This window comes from Bauldia sp. (assembly GCF_020442045.1).
Lineage (GTDB): Bacteria > Pseudomonadota > Alphaproteobacteria > Rhizobiales > Kaistiaceae > Bauldia.
The window spans coordinates 1-14,778 of record NZ_JAGRLA010000126.1 but is presented as its reverse complement, the minus strand read 5'-3'; the positions used below and the strand labels follow the sequence as shown (position 1 = coordinate 14,778).

General features: G+C 65.7%; 13 protein-coding genes. 5 read left to right on the top strand and 8 right to left on the bottom strand.

Annotated elements, in window-relative coordinates; genetic code table 11:
* Nucleotides 1-206 precede the first annotated feature (206 nt).
* The 5 genes from KDJ86_RS14270 to KDJ86_RS14250 all read left to right on the top strand — a co-directional run bounded on the left by KDJ86_RS14270 (nucleotide 207) and on the right by KDJ86_RS14250 (nucleotide 6,670).
* Entirely contained in the window at nucleotides 207-1,784 is a 1,578-nt protein-coding gene (locus tag KDJ86_RS14270; RefSeq protein ID WP_291747080.1) for an arylsulfatase, read from the top strand.
* Between the two features lie 86 nt (nucleotides 1,785-1,870).
* Complete coding sequence (locus KDJ86_RS14265) at nucleotides 1,871-2,866, top strand: HAD family hydrolase (RefSeq protein WP_291747077.1); 996 nt, start codon at nucleotides 1,871-1,873, stop codon at nucleotides 2,864-2,866.
* Nucleotides 2,867-3,013: 147 nt separating this feature from the next.
* Entirely contained in the window at nucleotides 3,014-3,793 is a 780-nt protein-coding gene (locus KDJ86_RS14260; protein ID WP_291747074.1) for a DUF2092 domain-containing protein, read from the top strand.
* 56 nt (nucleotides 3,794-3,849) lie between these two features.
* On the top strand, nucleotides 3,850-4,119 hold the full coding sequence (locus tag KDJ86_RS14255; RefSeq protein WP_291747156.1) for a hypothetical protein: 270 nt from the start codon (nucleotides 3,850-3,852) through the stop codon (nucleotides 4,117-4,119).
* Between the two features lie 223 nt (nucleotides 4,120-4,342).
* On the top strand, nucleotides 4,343-6,670 hold the full coding sequence (locus tag KDJ86_RS14250; protein ID WP_291747072.1) for a tetratricopeptide repeat protein: 2,328 nt from the start codon (nucleotides 4,343-4,345) through the stop codon (nucleotides 6,668-6,670).
* Between the two features lie 30 nt (nucleotides 6,671-6,700).
* Here KDJ86_RS14250 and KDJ86_RS14245 read toward each other — a convergent pair whose 3' ends face one another.
* The 8 genes from KDJ86_RS14245 to KDJ86_RS14210 all read right to left on the bottom strand — a co-directional run bounded on the left by KDJ86_RS14245 (nucleotide 6,701) and on the right by KDJ86_RS14210 (nucleotide 14,501).
* Nucleotides 6,701-6,994, bottom strand: a complete 294-nt coding sequence (locus KDJ86_RS14245) for a hypothetical protein (RefSeq protein ID WP_291747070.1) — start codon at nucleotides 6,992-6,994, stop codon at nucleotides 6,701-6,703.
* Nucleotides 6,995-7,172: 178 nt separating this feature from the next.
* Entirely contained in the window at nucleotides 7,173-7,685 is a 513-nt protein-coding gene (locus KDJ86_RS14240; RefSeq protein ID WP_291747067.1) for an NADH-quinone oxidoreductase subunit B family protein, read from the bottom strand.
* On the bottom strand, nucleotides 7,685-9,193 hold the full coding sequence (locus KDJ86_RS14235; protein ID WP_291747064.1) for a hydrogenase large subunit: 1,509 nt from the start codon (nucleotides 9,191-9,193) through the stop codon (nucleotides 7,685-7,687). The genes KDJ86_RS14240 and KDJ86_RS14235 overlap by 1 nt, the downstream gene beginning before the upstream one ends.
* A gap of 5 nt (nucleotides 9,194-9,198) precedes the next feature.
* Nucleotides 9,199-10,650 (bottom strand): hydrogenase 4 subunit F, encoded by a 1,452-nt coding sequence (locus KDJ86_RS14230; protein ID WP_291747061.1) that lies wholly within the window; start codon nucleotides 10,648-10,650, stop codon nucleotides 9,199-9,201.
* The gene (locus tag KDJ86_RS14225) at nucleotides 10,647-11,312 is read right to left on the bottom strand and encodes a hydrogenase-4 component E (protein WP_291747058.1); all 666 of its coding nucleotides are present in this window, start codon (nucleotides 11,310-11,312) and stop codon (nucleotides 10,647-10,649) included. Before KDJ86_RS14225 ends, KDJ86_RS14230 begins: the two co-directional genes overlap by 4 nt.
* On the bottom strand, nucleotides 11,312-12,268 hold the full coding sequence (locus KDJ86_RS14220) for a respiratory chain complex I subunit 1 family protein (RefSeq protein WP_291747055.1): 957 nt from the start codon (nucleotides 12,266-12,268) through the stop codon (nucleotides 11,312-11,314). The genes KDJ86_RS14225 and KDJ86_RS14220 overlap by 1 nt, the downstream gene beginning before the upstream one ends.
* The gene (gene hyfB, locus KDJ86_RS14215) at nucleotides 12,259-14,259 is read right to left on the bottom strand and encodes a hydrogenase 4 subunit B (RefSeq protein WP_291747053.1); all 2,001 of its coding nucleotides are present in this window, start codon (nucleotides 14,257-14,259) and stop codon (nucleotides 12,259-12,261) included. Before hyfB ends, KDJ86_RS14220 begins: the two co-directional genes overlap by 10 nt.
* Entirely contained in the window at nucleotides 14,256-14,501 is a 246-nt protein-coding gene (locus KDJ86_RS14210; protein WP_291747050.1) for a helix-turn-helix domain-containing protein, read from the bottom strand. The genes hyfB and KDJ86_RS14210 overlap by 4 nt, the downstream gene beginning before the upstream one ends.
* Nucleotides 14,502-14,778: the final 277 nt, after the last annotated feature.

Sequence of the window (14,778 nt, the reverse complement as noted above, 5' to 3'; positions counted from 1 at the left end):
CCACGATTCGTTCCGGCGATTCGCGATTTTTCGCAAGCGGTTATCGTAGTCAATTCGTGGGTCCCGGGCCAATCCGGCTGGTCCGCATTGCGACCCCGGGGTGGCTCCGCCACACGGCAGAAGAGCCGCGCAAAATGTCAAGACGATGGACTCTGCGGCCACTAGGTTCGGCGCCGGCCAGAAACCGCCGAGAAGGAGGAGTTGGAATGTCAAGATTCGCGACGACGCTTTTCGCTGCGATAGCGATTTCCGCCGCAGCGGCATCCGGGGCGCATGCCCAGGACGAATCGAAGCCGAATATCCTGGTGATCTGGGGTGACGACATCGGCACCTGGAACATCAGCCACAACAGCCGGGGGATGATGGGTTACATGACGCCCAATATCGACCGGATCGCCGACGAGGGCTTGTCCTTCACCGACTATTACGCCCAACAGAGCTGCACCGCGGGCCGCGCCGCCTTCATCGGCGGCAATGTTCCGGTCCGCACCGGCATGACCAAGGTCGGGTTGCCCGGCGCCGCCGAAGGCTGGCAGGAGGTCGACGTCACCATGGCGACCGTGCTGAAGTCGGAAGGCTATGCCACCGGCCAGTTCGGCAAGAACCATCAGGGCGACCGCGACGAGCATCTGCCGACCAACCACGGCTTCGACGAGTTCCTCGGCAACCTCTATCACCTGAATGCCGAGGAAGAGCCCGAGAACCGCGACTATCCGAAGGGCCTCGTCCTGCCCAACGGCAAGACCTTCGAGGAACAGTTCGGTCCGCGCGGCGTGCTCCACACCTATGCCAATCCGGACGGCACCCAGACGATTGAGGACACCGGTCCGCTGACCAAGAAGCGGATGGAGACGATCGACGACGAGACGATCGCCGCCGCCAAGAAGTTCATCACCGACAAGACCGAGGCCGGCATTCCGTGGTTCGTCTGGTGGAACGGCACCCGGATGCACTTCCGGACCCACGTGAGGGAAGAGCACAAGAATATTGCCGGGCCGAACAGCGACGAATATTCGGATGGCATGGTCGAGCATGACATGAATGTCGGCGAGCTGCTCGCGCTCCTCGACGAGCTCGGCATCGCCGACAACACTGTGGTGATGTACTCGACCGACAACGGCCCACACTACAATACCTGGCCTGACGCCGGCACGACGCCTTTCCGCAGCGAGAAGAACTCGAACTGGGAAGGCGCCTACCGCGTCCCCGCCTTCATCCGCTGGCCGGGCAAGTTTCCGGCGGGCAAGACGCTGAACGGCATCGTCAGCCATGAGGACTGGCTGCCGACCTTCGCCGCGATCGCGGGCAACCCCGAGATCAAGCAGCAGTTGCGCGATGGCGTCGAGCTGAACGGCAGGTCGTACAAGAACTACATCGACGGCTATAACCAGCTCGACTACCTCGAGGGCAAGGGCGAGGATCCGCGCCACGAATTCTGGTACGTCAACGATGACGGCCAGGTGGTCGCAGCCCGCTACAACGACTGGAAGGTCGTGTTCCTCGAGAACCGTGGCGAGGCCTTCGGCGTGTGGCGTGAGCCCTTTACCGAGGTTCGGGTACCGTATCTGTTCAACCTGCGTCGCGACCCGTTCGAAAAGGCGCAGCACAACGCGAATACCTACGACGACTGGTTCCTGGACCGGGTCTTCGTGCTGGCGCCGATCCAGGTGCTCGCCGCGCAGTTCCTGCAGACCATGGTGGAGTATCCGCCGAGCCAGACGCCGGGCTCCTTCAACCTGAGCAAGGTTGAGAAGCAGATCGAAGCGGCGATGAGCGGTCACTGACCGCGCGCCGACAGACCACGACGTTGCGGGGCCGGTTCATGCCGGCCCCGATCATTCGAGAAACGCAGGATCGAGGAGGAATTGGCATGCTTTCGCGCGCTTTGAGCCTTGCCGCGTTCGCGGCTTTCACCGCGTTTGGTCTCCAGGTCGCCAAGGCCGACCCGCTGCCCTCGTGGAACAATGGCCCGACGAAGGATGCCATCGTCGAGTTCGTCGAGGCGGTGACAACCCCGGGCAGCGACAGCTATGTCGACCCGGCCGAACGCATCGCGACCTTCGACAACGACGGCAATCTCTGGGCAGAGCAGCCGGTCTATTTCCAGATCACCTATGCGATCGACACGGCGAAGAAGATGGTCGCCGCCGATCCTTCGCTCGCCGAGAAGAGCCCCGGGCTGAAGGCCGCCGCCGAAGGCGACATCGAGGCGCTGCTCGCCGACGGGCACAAGGGCCTGCTCGAGGTCATGGCCGCGTCGCACGCCGGCATGTCGACCTCCGCCTTCAAGCAGTCGGTCGCCGACTGGTTCGCGACGTCCAAGCATCCGAAGACCGGACAACGCTACGACCACATGATCTACCAGCCGATGCTGGAACTCCTCGCTTACCTGCGCGAGAACGGCTTCAAGACCTACATCGTCTCCGGTGGTGGTATCGATTTCATCCGCGTCTTCGCCGAACAGGCCTACGGGATTCCGCCCGAGCAGGTCGTCGGGTCCAGCATCAAGGCCGAGTTCAAGCTCGACGGTGACACGTCGGACACGATCAAGGTGGCTGAGCTCTTCTTCTATGACGACAAGGACGGTAAGCCGGTTGCGATCAACCATCACATCGGGCGCCGGCCGCTGATCGCCAGCGGCAACTCGGACGGCGATCTCCAGATGCTGCAATATGCCACCACCGGCGACAGGCCGGGGCTGGGCATCCTGCTCCACCACACCGATGCCGGACGTGAATGGGCCTATGACCGCGACTCGAAGATCGGCCACCTCGACAAGGCGCTGGATGAAGCCGGCCAGCGTGGCTGGGTCGTCGTCGACATGAAGGAGGACTGGGCCACGGTCTTTCCTTTCGATCTTCCCTGACGGTTTCCGGTCCCGACCAAGGCGGCCGTGCAGGCCGGCCGCTGTTGGCATAGGATCGACCGCGAATCGGAATGCAGGCTGGGCGGTGCCCCGGTTCCCGAAGTCAATCATGTGAGGAGCGTCATGAGCCGCGGAAAGTCGGAAGGTATGAACCGGAGATGGCGAGCCGCCGGCGTCGCGCTGGCCGTGGCTGTTGCCGGGATTGGCGTCGCGCCGGCCCGCGCCGACGAGGGGCAGGCGCGGGAATTGCTCAAGGAAATGTCCGACTATCTCGCGGCGCAGGAGGTGCTGTCCTTCACCTACGACAGCGACATCGAGGTGGTGACCGCGGATCTCCAGAAGCTTGCCTTCGCCAGCACCGGAACGGTGTCCCTCGCCCGGCCGGACAAGATCCGGGTCACCCGGACCGGCGGCTTCGTCGACATGGAGATGGTCTTCGACGGCAAGCACTTCTCCGTCCTCGGGAAGGATATCGACAGCTACACGCAGGTCGAGCTTGACGGGACCATCGACGATCTGGTCGATCGCCTGCGGATCGACTACGGCATTGCGGCTCCCGGCGCCGACCTGCTGCTGTCGGATGTCTATGACGCGCTGATGGACAATGTGACCGACGTCAAGGATCTCGGCAGCGGCGTGATCGCCGGGGTCGAGTGCAACCATCTTGCGTTCCGCACCGAAGGTGTCGACTGGGAAATCTGGATTGCCCTGGGCGATGCTCCCTATCCGTGCCGCTATGCGGTGACGAGCAAGCTGATGGCCCTTGGGCCTCAGTATCGGATCGAGTTTCGGGACTGGAAGACCGGCGCCGAGGTCGCGGTGGACGATTTTGGTTTTGATCCCGGAAGCGCCATTGAGGTCGATATCGCCGATCTCGGGGGCATTGACGGTGTCCCGGATCTGACCCCGGAAGGAGAAGATCAGTGATTGACTTGAAGAGGTTGGCGGTCGTCGGACTGGCGGCGATCGTCGGTGTGGCCGGCATGGAGCTTGGCGCCGAGCTCGGCATCCCAGGCGTTCCGGGTGTGGTCAATGACGCCCAGGCCCGTGTCGGGCGCCCGCTGACACCGGTAAGCTACGCCGGCGTTGCTCGCCGCACGTCCCGCCGCGTCGCCCGCCGGACGGCCTACCGCATCAATGCCCTCCCGCCCGGCTGCCCCTATGGGCCGTATTACGGTGGCTATTACTATCACTGTGGTGGCCGCTATTATCAGCAGGAAGGCAACGTTTACGTTCAGGTCGTGTTCGACTGAGCCAGCGGCCTGTCCCGGCGGCAGACGTCGCGCCAGATGAGTTCGCTCGTGGTATTGCGGACACGATACGATACCCGGGTCGGTCCGCCCGGCGGCGGTGATCCATTGCCGTCACCGGGTATGGGCCCCGAACAGCAACAAGGATAGCGCCGTGGCAGATGAGGCCGCCGATCAGCCGACAGACACGCCGCCGCGCGGGGATCGGGCCTGTTGGCGCCCGGCCGTGGCCGGCGCCGCCATGGTGCTGGCATTGACGGTCGCGATCGGCGCGGGCTACGAGCTGTTGACCGCCGGTTCGCCCGTTGCCGTCGCGGAGAGTGCGGATCCTGTCGCATTCGTCGGCAGCGACACCTGCGCGTCCTGCCACGAGACCGAAGCAGTCCTCTGGCATGGCTCCCAGCACCGCCACGCCATGGACCATGCGACCGTGGAAACGGTGCTCGGCGACTTCGACGATGCGACCTTCGAGAAAGGCGGCGTGGTTTCGCGCTTCTACCGCAAGGACGGCAAGTTCTTCGTCGAGACCGACGGTCCCGACGGTGAGATCGCGCCCTTCGAGATCAAGTACACCTTCGGTATCGATCCGCTGCAGCAATACCTGATCGAATTCCCGGACGGCCGGATCCAGGCCCTGTCGATCGCCTGGGACACAAGGCCGAAGGAGGAAGGCGGCCAGCGCTGGTTCCACCTCTATCCGGACGAGGACATTCCGCACGACGACATCCTGCACTGGACGAAGCTCAACCAGAACTGGAACTTCATGTGCGCGGAATGCCACTCGACCAATGTCCGGAAGAACTACGACGCCGAAAGCGACACCTTCCACACCACCTGGTCGGAAATCAGCGTGGGGTGCGAGACGTGCCATGGCGCCGGTGCCTCCCACGTCAAATGGGCGGAATCGCAGGAAAGCTGGTGGCCCTTCGGCAAGGAGGATGATCCGCAGAAAGGTCTGGTTGTCGATTTCAACGAGCGGACCGGTGTCGGCTGGGCGCCCGATGCCGAAACCGGCCAGCCGATCCGCAGCAAGCCGCCGAACCGTCTGCGCAAGGAGGTCGAGACCTGCGGCTTCTGCCATGCGCGGCGCTCGACGATCGCCGAGGACTGGGTTCCGGGCCGCTCGCTGTCGCAGACCGAGGTCGTCTCGCCGCTCGTCGAAGGCCTGTTCAGCGCCGATGGCCAGATGCTCGACGAGGTCTATAACTACGCCTCGTTCAAGCAGAGCAAGATGTTCGACGCCGGCGTCACCTGCAGCGACTGTCACGATCCGCACAGCGCCGAGCTGAAGCTCGAGGGCGACGGCATCTGCCTCCAGTGCCATCAGGCGGCGAAATACGAGGCCGCCAGCCACAGTCACCACGAACAGGTGCTGCCGGAGATCGGCTGTCCGGCCTGTCACATGCCCGAGCGCACCTACATGGTGGTCGATCCCCGTCACGATCACAGCTTCCGTGTCCCGCGGCCGGACCTGTCGGTCAGCCTCGATACGCCGAATGCCTGCAACGACTGCCATGCCGACAAGTCGGCCGAATGGGCGGCCGGTGCCGTCGAGGACTGGTTCGGGCCGAAACGGGAAGGGTTCCAGACCTACGCGACCGCCTTCGATGCGGGCTGGCATCAGAAGGCCGGCGCCGCGGGTCTGCTGGCTGACGTCGCCGGCAATCCCAGGGCACCCGCCATCGCCCGGGCGAGTGCGTTGAGCGAACTGGCTTCACGTCTTTCCCCTGCCAATCTGGATCTGGCGCGGGCCGGCCTCGGGGATCGCGACCCGATGGTCCGCATCGGCGCGCTCGACATGATCGCGAGCCTGCCGGTGCAGCAACGCTGGTCGCTCGCCGCGCCCTTGCTCGCGGATCCGATCCGCGGCGTGCGGACCAGGGCCGCCTCGATGCTCGGCGATGTCCCCGCCGCGCAACTCGCGCCGGAAGACCGGGCACGGCTCGAAGGCGCGATCGCCGAATTCGTGGCGTCGCATCGCCTCAACGCCGATCGCCCGGAATCGAGGTCGGCGCTCGGTTCTTTCTTCGCCAGCCAGAGGCGGATCGAGGACGCCGAGGCGGAATATCTCGCGGCGTTGCGGCTCAGCCCGCGCTATGGTCCCGCCACCGTCAATCTCGCCGATCTCTACAGGATGACCGGTAACAATGATCGTGCCGAGCAGGTGCTGCGTGATGGAATCGCGCTTTCGCCGGACGATCCCGGTTTGCACCATGTACTGGGATTGACCCTGGTCCGCATGCAGCGTCCCGACGAGGCGGTCGAGGAATTGCGCCGGGCGGTGGAGCTCGATCCGACCGACCCCCGCTACGTCTACGTCTATGCGGTGGCGTTGCACTCGACCGGGAAGGCCGCCGAGGCAATCGATCTGCTGGCAGCCTATGTTGCGGATCACCCGGAGAATCCGGATATCCTGCTGGCGCTAGCCACCTTCAACCGCGATGCCGGCGACATCGAGGCGGCGCTCGGATATGCCGAGCAACTGCTGGCGCTTTCGCCGGACGATCCGCAGGTGCGCGCGTTCGTCGAGGAGCTTCGCAACAACCTGCCGTGACCCGTCTCCGGTCGGGTGAGCCGCGGGCGGCTACTCGAACTCGAAGGCCTGGCCGTCCGCTTCGAGCTGCTTGAGGGTCTTGCCGTCGCAGTCCTTGGCGCCTTGGCGGTGGAAGACGCCGTCCGGCGTTACCTGGGCGAGTTCCTGGCCAAGCGTCATGTAGAGCGCCGAACCGTCGTCATTGACCCGATGGAGGTAGCCGATCGACCGGAAATCCGAAACGCGGCAGACGATGGCGTCGGGATAGCCGTCGATCATCTCGGCCAGCGCAGGCGTCGCGGCCACGGACAGCGCCACGCCGATACCGGCGCTCACGCGCCTCATCACCAACTTGTTCATAACGCCCATCTCGCCTCCTTCCGCAAAGAACGCAGTCCTGCGAGACGGTCCCGTCCGGCAGCGGCAGTGTCTGGGATACAGGATATCGCCAAGCAATGGTCGGGACCAGAGAGAGCACGCCGGGCAGCGCGTCGGAACGCCGCGCCGGCCACCCACCGGGGCGCTATCGCGCGGCTTCGAGCAGGGCAATCAAACCACGCAGGATGTCGGCCGGCGGCGGCGGACAGCCCGGTATGTGGATATCGACCGGCACCACCTCGCCAACACCGCCGACAACGGCATAGCTGCCGGCGAAGATGCCGCCGTCGAGCGCACAGCCGCCGACCGCCATCACCCATTTCGGGTTCGGCGTCGCGTTGTAGGTACGCTCGAGCGCCTCCCGCATGTTCGTGGTCACCGGCCCGGTCACCATCAGCACATCGGCGTGGCGTGGCGAAGCGACGAAATTCAGCCCGAAGCGCTGGAGATCGTAGAAGGCATTGGAAAGCGCATGGATCTCCAGTTCGCACCCGTTGCAGGATCCGGCATCCACTTCCCTGATGGCCAGGCTGCGCCCCAGCCTGCGCCGCGCCACCCTGTCCACGGCGCGCGCGAGGTCGGCCGCCTCGCCGTCCCGGAGCAGCGGCGGCGTCTCCGTCAGCGGGCCACGCAGGCTGTCGAGCAGGGTCTTCCGCATCAGAGGTCGTGTCCCGAGTAGGAGCAGTTGAACGACTTGTTGCAGAGCGGGAAGTCGGCGACGATGTTGTCTTCGATGACCGCCTCCAGCAGCGGCCACTGGAACCACGACGGGTCGCGCAGATGGCAATGGGCGAGGGTGCCGTCGTCTGAGAGACGCACCCACGCAAGCACCTCGCCGCGAAAGCCCTCGACCAGCGCGAGGCCTTCGCCGCCGCGTGCCGGGATGTCGCGGATCAGGTCGCCGGCCGGCAGGCTCGCCAGGATCTGTTCGATGATGCCGAGGCTTTGCTCGACCTCCTCGATGCGGACCCATACCCGTGCGTTGACGTCGCCCTCAGCACGGGTCGGCACGGCGAATTCGAGTGCATCATACGGCGGATAGGCAACCGTCATGCGCGCGTCGAAGCTGCGTCCGGCGCTCCGCCCGACAAAGCCGCCGGGAGCGAAGCGACGTGCGAGTTCCGGCCGCAGATGCCCGGTTCCGACGGTCCGGTCCTGGAGGGAGGCGGTCCGGTCATAGAGCTGCACCAGCCGCGGGAAGTCCCTGCGGATGGTCTTGATCAATCCGCGAAGCGCGGTGACATCCTCCGCCCCAAGGTCGGTACCGACGCCGCCGGGGACGATGCGGTCCATCATCAGCCGATGTCCGAAGGCATCAGCCGCGAAGCGGAGAACCCGCTCGCGCAAGACCGCGCAATGGGCGAGCATGATGGCGAAGGCGGCATCGTTGCAGATGGCGCCGATATCGCCGAGATGATTGGCGATCCGTTCCAGCTCGGCCATCAGGGCGCGAAGATACAGGGCACGGGGCGGTACGTCGCAATCGGTCGCCGCCTCGACGGCGCGGGCAAAGGCGAGTGCGTAGGCAACCGTCGAATCGCCTGAAACGCGGCCCGCGAGCTTCGCCGCCCTTTCGAGATCGGCGCCGGCCATCAGCGCTTCGATTCCCTTGTGGGCATAGCCGAGGCGTTCCTCCAGCCGCACCACCGTCTCGCCATTGGCGGTGAATCGAAAATGACCCGGCTCGATGACCCCGGCGTGGACCGGGCCGACCGGAATCTGGTGGAGCCCGGCACCTTCGGCGGTGAGGAACGGATAGGGCGGCGGTGGTCCGTCCGTCTCGATCCGATCGCCAAGCGGACGCCTGACGCCCCATTTGCCATGGTCGAGCCAGGGCCGGACGTCCTGGGCGCCGGCGGCTTCGAGCCCGGTGAGATCGGCGATCGCCCGTTCCAGCCTGATCGCCGGTGGATGGCGTGCACCGACCGACGGGAAATGCCCATCTGCGCAATCGAGGCTGAGGACGCCGATTTCGGAGCCTTCGCATACGGCCATATGCACCGTGCCGGGCGTAGCCCAGAGGCCGAGCAGCGAACAGCGCTCCGCGGCAAGCGCCCCGATCGCTTCGCGCCACGTGCTTTCGGACACGATCGCGCGCGGCACGGGACGGTGGTTCTCAACCGCCTTGCCTGCCCCGATCAGCGCCTGAAGTTGGGTTACCGTCATGCCGATCACCCCAGCAGCGCCGAAACGTTTTCGAACCAGAGAGCGAGCATCGGCGGGACATAGACGCCGGCCGCCAGCACAAGGCCGAAATGGACATACATCGGCAGGTAGCTCGCCTTAACCGGCGCGGTGCTCCCGGTCGGCTCGCCAAAGGCGATGTCGTTGACCCGCAGGAACAGGGCTCCGAGGCCGACCAGCAGTCCGACAACGAGGATGACGGCGAGAAGCGGTTCCCTGGCGAAGGTGGATGTCACCACCAGGAATTCGCTCATGAAGATGCCGAGCGGCGGCAGGCCGGCGATCGCGACGACGCCGACGACGAAGGCCCAGCCGAGCGCCGGGTGGCTGACCGTCAGTCCGCGGATGCCGGCTATTTTCTGGGTGCCCTTGACCTGGGCGATGTGGCCGACGGCGAAGAAAATCCCGGACTTGGTCAGCGAGTGCATGACCATATGGAGCAGGCCAGCGAAATTGGCGAGCGGCCCGCCCATCCCGAAGGCGAAGACGATGACGCCCATATGCTCGATCGACGAGTAGGCGAACAGCCGTTTGATGTCGCGGCGACGGTAGAGCATCAGCCCGGCGAAGAGCAGCGACGAGAGACCCATCGTCACCATCAGTGGTCCGGGGGCGAGTGCGTCGGGAGAGGCCGCGAGCAGGATCTTGAACCGCAGCACCGCGTAGAGCGCGACGTTGAGGAGGAGGCCTGAGAGCACCGCCGAGATCGGTGTCGGGCCCTCGGCATGGGCGTCGGGCAGCCAGGCATGCAGAGGCGCGAGGCCGACCTTGGTGCCGTAGCCGAGCAGCAGGAAGATGAAGGCGACGTTGAGCAGCGCCGGATCGAAGCGGTCGGCATGCGCCACGAGGTTCGTCCAGACCATCGAGTCGCCGCCCTCGCCGATGACCGGGCCGGAGGCCATGTAGACGAGGATCGTCCCGAACAGTGCGAGCGCGATTCCGACGCTGCCGAGGATGAAGTATTTCCACGCCGCCTCGAGCGCCTCATGCGTCCGGTAGATGCCGACCATCAGCACGGTGGTCAGCGTCGCGAGTTCGATCGCCACCCACATGATGCCGATATTGTTGGCGAGCAGCGCGAGGTTCATGCCGAACATCAGCAGCTGGTACATCGCGTGATAGAAGCGGAGATAGGCCGGGCTGAGATGACCGGCCTCGATCTCGTGGCCGATATAGCTGGCGCTGAAGATACTGGTCGTGAAGGCGACGAAGGCGGTCAGCACCAGGAAGACGATATTGAGATCGTCGACGAGGAGATATGCGCCGGGCGGCGGCCGGTCGACGAAGAAGAGGGACGTGGCCGCGACCAGCGTCGCGAGGGACGCGACGATGTTGAGGCGGGCCGTCGTCCTGTAGCCCGGCAGGACCGCGAGCAGCGCCGCCGCCACGAGCGGGATGACGAGCGTCGCGATTTCCGGATCGATCCCCGCGACGCTCATTGCCGTTCCCCGCGGAAGTCGTCGAGCGCCCGGACGTCGACGGTGTCGAATCGTTCGCGGATGCGGAACAGGAAGATGCCGATGACGATGAAGGCGATGAGGATCGAGAAGGCGACGCTGATCTCGACGACCAGCGGCATGCCCTTGGCGCCGGTCGCGGCGAGGATCAGACCATTCTCCAGCGACATGAAGCCGATCACCTGACTGACCGCGTTGCGTCTTGTCACCATCATCAGCAGGCCGAGCAGGACGACGGAAAGCGCGAAGGCAAGGTCTTCGCGGGCCAGCGGATCGGCGTCACCGGTGACTCTCAGCATCACCACCATCGACAGGCCGACCAGCGCCATGCCGGCGAGCATCGTCAGGCCGACCCCGCCGACGGTTTCGATCTCGCGATGGATGCCGAGCCGCTCGACGATGCGGCGAAGCGCGACCGGGATGACGATGGCCTTGAAGATCAGCGCGATCGCTGCGGTCACGAAGAGATGCGGCGCGTCCTGGACATAGGCCTGCCACGCCACCGACAGCGCAAGCACGAGGGCATGCAGCGCGAAGATATTGAGGAGCGCATACATGCGATCCTGGTAGAGCAGCATGAAGCTCACCAGCACCAGGCTCCCGGCGAGGAGGTGGGCGACGTCGAAGGAAAGGCCGCTCCCCATCAGAGGCTCCGCGTCACGAAGAGGAGGAGCGTCGCCAGCAGGCCGAGCATCAGCCCCGCACCGAGGAAATCCGGGACCCGGAAGACCCGCATCTTGGCGATCACGGTCTCGAACAGGGCGAGCAAGGTGCCACCGACCGCGAGCTTTACGAGGTAGATGCCGAGGGCGATGGCCATCGCCTCGATCCCCGCTCCGGCCGGCGCCAGCCGCCACGGCAGGAACAGGCAGCCGATCAGCGAGATGTAGAGCAGCAGCTTCAGGGATGCCGCCAGCTCGATCAGTGCCAGGTGGCGACCCGAATATTCGAGCACCATCGCTTCATGCACCATGGTCAGCTCGAGATGGGTCGCCGGGTTGTCGATCGGGATGCGGCCGTTCTCGGCGATGGCCACCATGATCAGCGCGAGCAGGGCGAGCCCGAGCGAGACCCGGAGGCCGACTCCCGAGGTCGCGAAGACCTCGGCGACGATCGACAGCTGGGTCGATCCGGCGACCAGAGCCAGCGTGAAGACGATCATGATCATCGCCGGCTCGGCGAGAGAGGCGATCATCACCTCGCGGCTCGATCCGATGCCGCCGAAGCTGGTGCCGACGTCCATCCCGGCGAGCGCGAGGAAGAAGCGCGCGGTGGCGAGGAAGGCGATGATCGCAATCAGGTCTGCCGACCAGGAGAAGATCAGCCCGGTCGCGAAGGTCGGCACCAGCGCCGCCGCGACCCAGGTCGTCGCGAAGACCAGATAGGGCGTGGCCCGGAAAAGCCAGGAGGCGGTTTCGGCCAGCACCACTTCCTTCCGCGCGAGGCGGATCAGGTCGCGATAGGGCTGGATGATGGATGGACCCTGCCGGCGCTGGAGCCGCGTCTTCAGCTTGCGCACCAAGCCGGTGAGCAGCGGCGCCAGTGCCAGCACCAACACCATCTGGAAGGCCTGGATGATGAAGTCGAGCGTCACTGCCATAGCGCAAGCACCATGAGCAATCCGACAAGGACGACGAAGACCAGGCTCAGATAGCGTCGGATGGTAAGGAACTGGAAGCGGTTGAGGCGGTCGGCCGCCGCGGCGACGCCGGTTACGACTGGCTGGTAGAGCAGATCCCATACCCGGTCGCGGATGACGGAAGAGAAGCGGGCCGGGCGAAGGTCGCCGGGCAGCGGCATGTCCACGGTCTCCTTCGCCCCGATCGCTGCCGCGAAGACGCGTCGGATCGGCTGTGCGAAGCTGCTCGCCCCGTATTGGGCTGCCGGCCTGGGATCGGGGAAGCCGCAATCCCAGGCCGGTGCGCGCCGGATCGCCCGCGACGCGAAGCGGTGGATGACGAAGGCGGCCATCGAGGCCGAGAAGACGATGAACAGGAAGCCGAGCAGCCCGTTGTAGGAGGAGCGGCTTTCGGCGACCGGCATGATCGACAGCCATTCCATCCCCGCCTGGGTCGGCATGCGGGCGCCGACCAGTCCGCTGACCACCGGTGCCAATCCGTCGATGACGAAGCCCGGCAGGACGCCGGCCGCGAGGCAGAGCCCGCCGAGGGCGAACATCGCCGTCAGTGCGTAGCCGTCCACCTCGCGCGCGGCGGCGGCCTCGGCGGTGCGCGGCCGGCCGAGAAAGACGATGCCATAGATCCGGACGAAGCAGGCCGCGGCGAGCGCGGTCGCCAGGGCGAGCATGGCACCCACCGCCGGGATGCTCAGCTTGAGCACCCACTCGGGCAGGTCGGGGCTCTGCAGGATGGCCTGCAGCATCAGCCATTCGGAGGCGAAGCCGTTGAGCGGCGGCAGGGCGGATATCGCCACGCAGCCGACCAGGAAGACGATGCCGGTCCGCGGCATGCGGTGGATCAGCCCGCCGAGCGCATCCATCCGCCGCTCGCCGGTTGCCCTCAGAACGGCGCCCGCGCCGAAGAAGAGCAGGCTCTTGAACAGCGAATGATTGATCGCATGGAAAAGCGCCGCCGTCATCGCCAGAGCCGCAGCGGCGGCGAAGCCGTTCGCCGCGAAGGCGAGGGCGAGGCCAAGCCCGACGAAGATCATGCCGATATTCTCGATCGTCGAATAGGCGAGGACCCGTTTCATGTCCTCCTGCATGGTGGCGTAGAGGACGCCGAGCACCGCCGTGCATGCGCCGACGACCAGCAGCGGCACGCTCCACCACCATTCGATCGGGCCGGCGAGGTCGAAGATGATCCGGATGAAGGCATAGATCGCGACCTTGGTCATGACGCCGCTCATCAGCGCCGAGACGTGGCTGGGTGCCGCGGGATGGGCAAGGGGCAGCCAGACATGGAGGGGCACCAGCCCCGCCTTCGAGCCTGCGCCGACGAGCGCCAGGGCGAGGACCAATCCGGCGGTCACCGGCGTCAGGGCTTCGCCACGCATGGCCGAAAAGGCGTAGCTGCCCTGCGCGCCGGCCAGCAGGCCGAAGGCGAGCAGCAGGCAGAAGGTCCCGAAGGCCGCCATGATCAGGTAGACGTAGCCGGACCGTGCGTTGTCGGCTTCCCGGTGGTGCGCCATGACGAGGGCCCAGGACGCGAGCGACATGAACTCCCACGAGACGAGGAAGGTGAAGGCATCGTCGGCGAGGACGACGAGCACCATCCCGGCCAGGAAGGCGGGAAAGAAGGGCAGCACCCGCCCCGGCGATTCCTCGTGCCGCCCGTAGCCGATGCCGTAGACGCTCGCGGCGAGTCCGCCGGCGGCGACGATCGCCAGAAAAAGCGCCGACAGCGCGTCGAGCCGGAAATGGACGCCGATCCATGGCAACCCAAGCGGCATGGTCTGGCTGACGGGTCCAGACCCGGAGACAAGGTGCGCGAGCGCGTGGGCCAGCAGCACGGCCGTGATCGCCGCCGAAAGCCCGTAGACGATGGCCGACATGCGCGGCGAATGGCCCGCCGGGATCGAGACCAGGCCGAGAACCAGCAACCCGACGACCGACAGCAGCAGGATGGTCATGCCTTGAGGCGTACTCCCCGCCCGCCGTCCGCACTCGCCGCCCCTTCTCCGATCAGTTCGATGCCGGCCGTGTCGAGCGCGTCGATCAGCTTCATCAGCGAATCGACATTGCCCCGGATCACGCCGTCGCTCGCTTCCATTCGCTGGATTGTCGGCACGGACAGGCCGGCAAGCTCGGCGATCTGGCGCTGGTCGAGGCCGGCGAGGGCACGTGCGGCACGGAGCTGGGCGGCAGTAATCATGTTTGAAGCATCATTTTTTATGTCAAGATATGAGTATCCATGCTTATCACGCCAAATTTACGACCTGCAAGCGGGACGGGAGCGTGGGCCTGCCGTGCGGTCCGGCACGCTTCTGGTCGGCGCGGTGGAACAGGCTTGGAGCGCCGCGATGGCGGCGATAGGGTGTCGGCCGCGAAATCGAAGCCTGCGGCTTTCGTGTCCAGGGGGACCGGCCCGGTAGCAGCCGGAGCCAATAAGACGGATCGGGGAGGATTATCCTTGGAAAACTACGGGTCCT

What these genes read in the sequence shown, in the direction of transcription:
- KDJ86_RS14270 (WP_291747080.1), top strand. Translation starts at nt 207, where the DNA reads ATGTCAAGATTCGCGACGACGCTTTTCGCTGCGATAGCGATTTCCGCC.
- KDJ86_RS14265 (WP_291747077.1), top strand. Translation starts at nt 1,871, where the DNA reads ATGCTTTCGCGCGCTTTGAGCCTTGCCGCGTTCGCGGCTTTCACCGCG.
- KDJ86_RS14260 (WP_291747074.1), top strand. Translation starts at nt 3,014, where the DNA reads ATGAACCGGAGATGGCGAGCCGCCGGCGTCGCGCTGGCCGTGGCTGTT.
- KDJ86_RS14255 (WP_291747156.1), top strand. Translation starts at nt 3,850, where the DNA reads ATGGAGCTTGGCGCCGAGCTCGGCATCCCAGGCGTTCCGGGTGTGGTC.
- KDJ86_RS14245 (WP_291747070.1), bottom strand. Translation starts at nt 6,994, where the DNA reads ATGAGGCGCGTGAGCGCCGGTATCGGCGTGGCGCTGTCCGTGGCCGCG.
- KDJ86_RS14240 (WP_291747067.1), bottom strand. Translation starts at nt 7,685, where the DNA reads ATGCGGAAGACCCTGCTCGACAGCCTGCGTGGCCCGCTGACGGAGACG.
- KDJ86_RS14235 (WP_291747064.1), bottom strand. Translation starts at nt 9,193, where the DNA reads ATGACGGTAACCCAACTTCAGGCGCTGATCGGGGCAGGCAAGGCGGTT.
- KDJ86_RS14230 (WP_291747061.1), bottom strand. Translation starts at nt 10,650, where the DNA reads ATGAGCGTCGCGGGGATCGATCCGGAAATCGCGACGCTCGTCATCCCG.
- KDJ86_RS14225 (WP_291747058.1), bottom strand. Translation starts at nt 11,312, where the DNA reads ATGGGGAGCGGCCTTTCCTTCGACGTCGCCCACCTCCTCGCCGGGAGC.
- KDJ86_RS14220 (WP_291747055.1), bottom strand. Translation starts at nt 12,268, where the DNA reads ATGGCAGTGACGCTCGACTTCATCATCCAGGCCTTCCAGATGGTGTTG.
- hyfB (WP_291747053.1), bottom strand. Translation starts at nt 14,259, where the DNA reads ATGACCATCCTGCTGCTGTCGGTCGTCGGGTTGCTGGTTCTCGGCCTG.
- KDJ86_RS14210 (WP_291747050.1), bottom strand. Translation starts at nt 14,501, where the DNA reads ATGATTACTGCCGCCCAGCTCCGTGCCGCACGTGCCCTCGCCGGCCTC.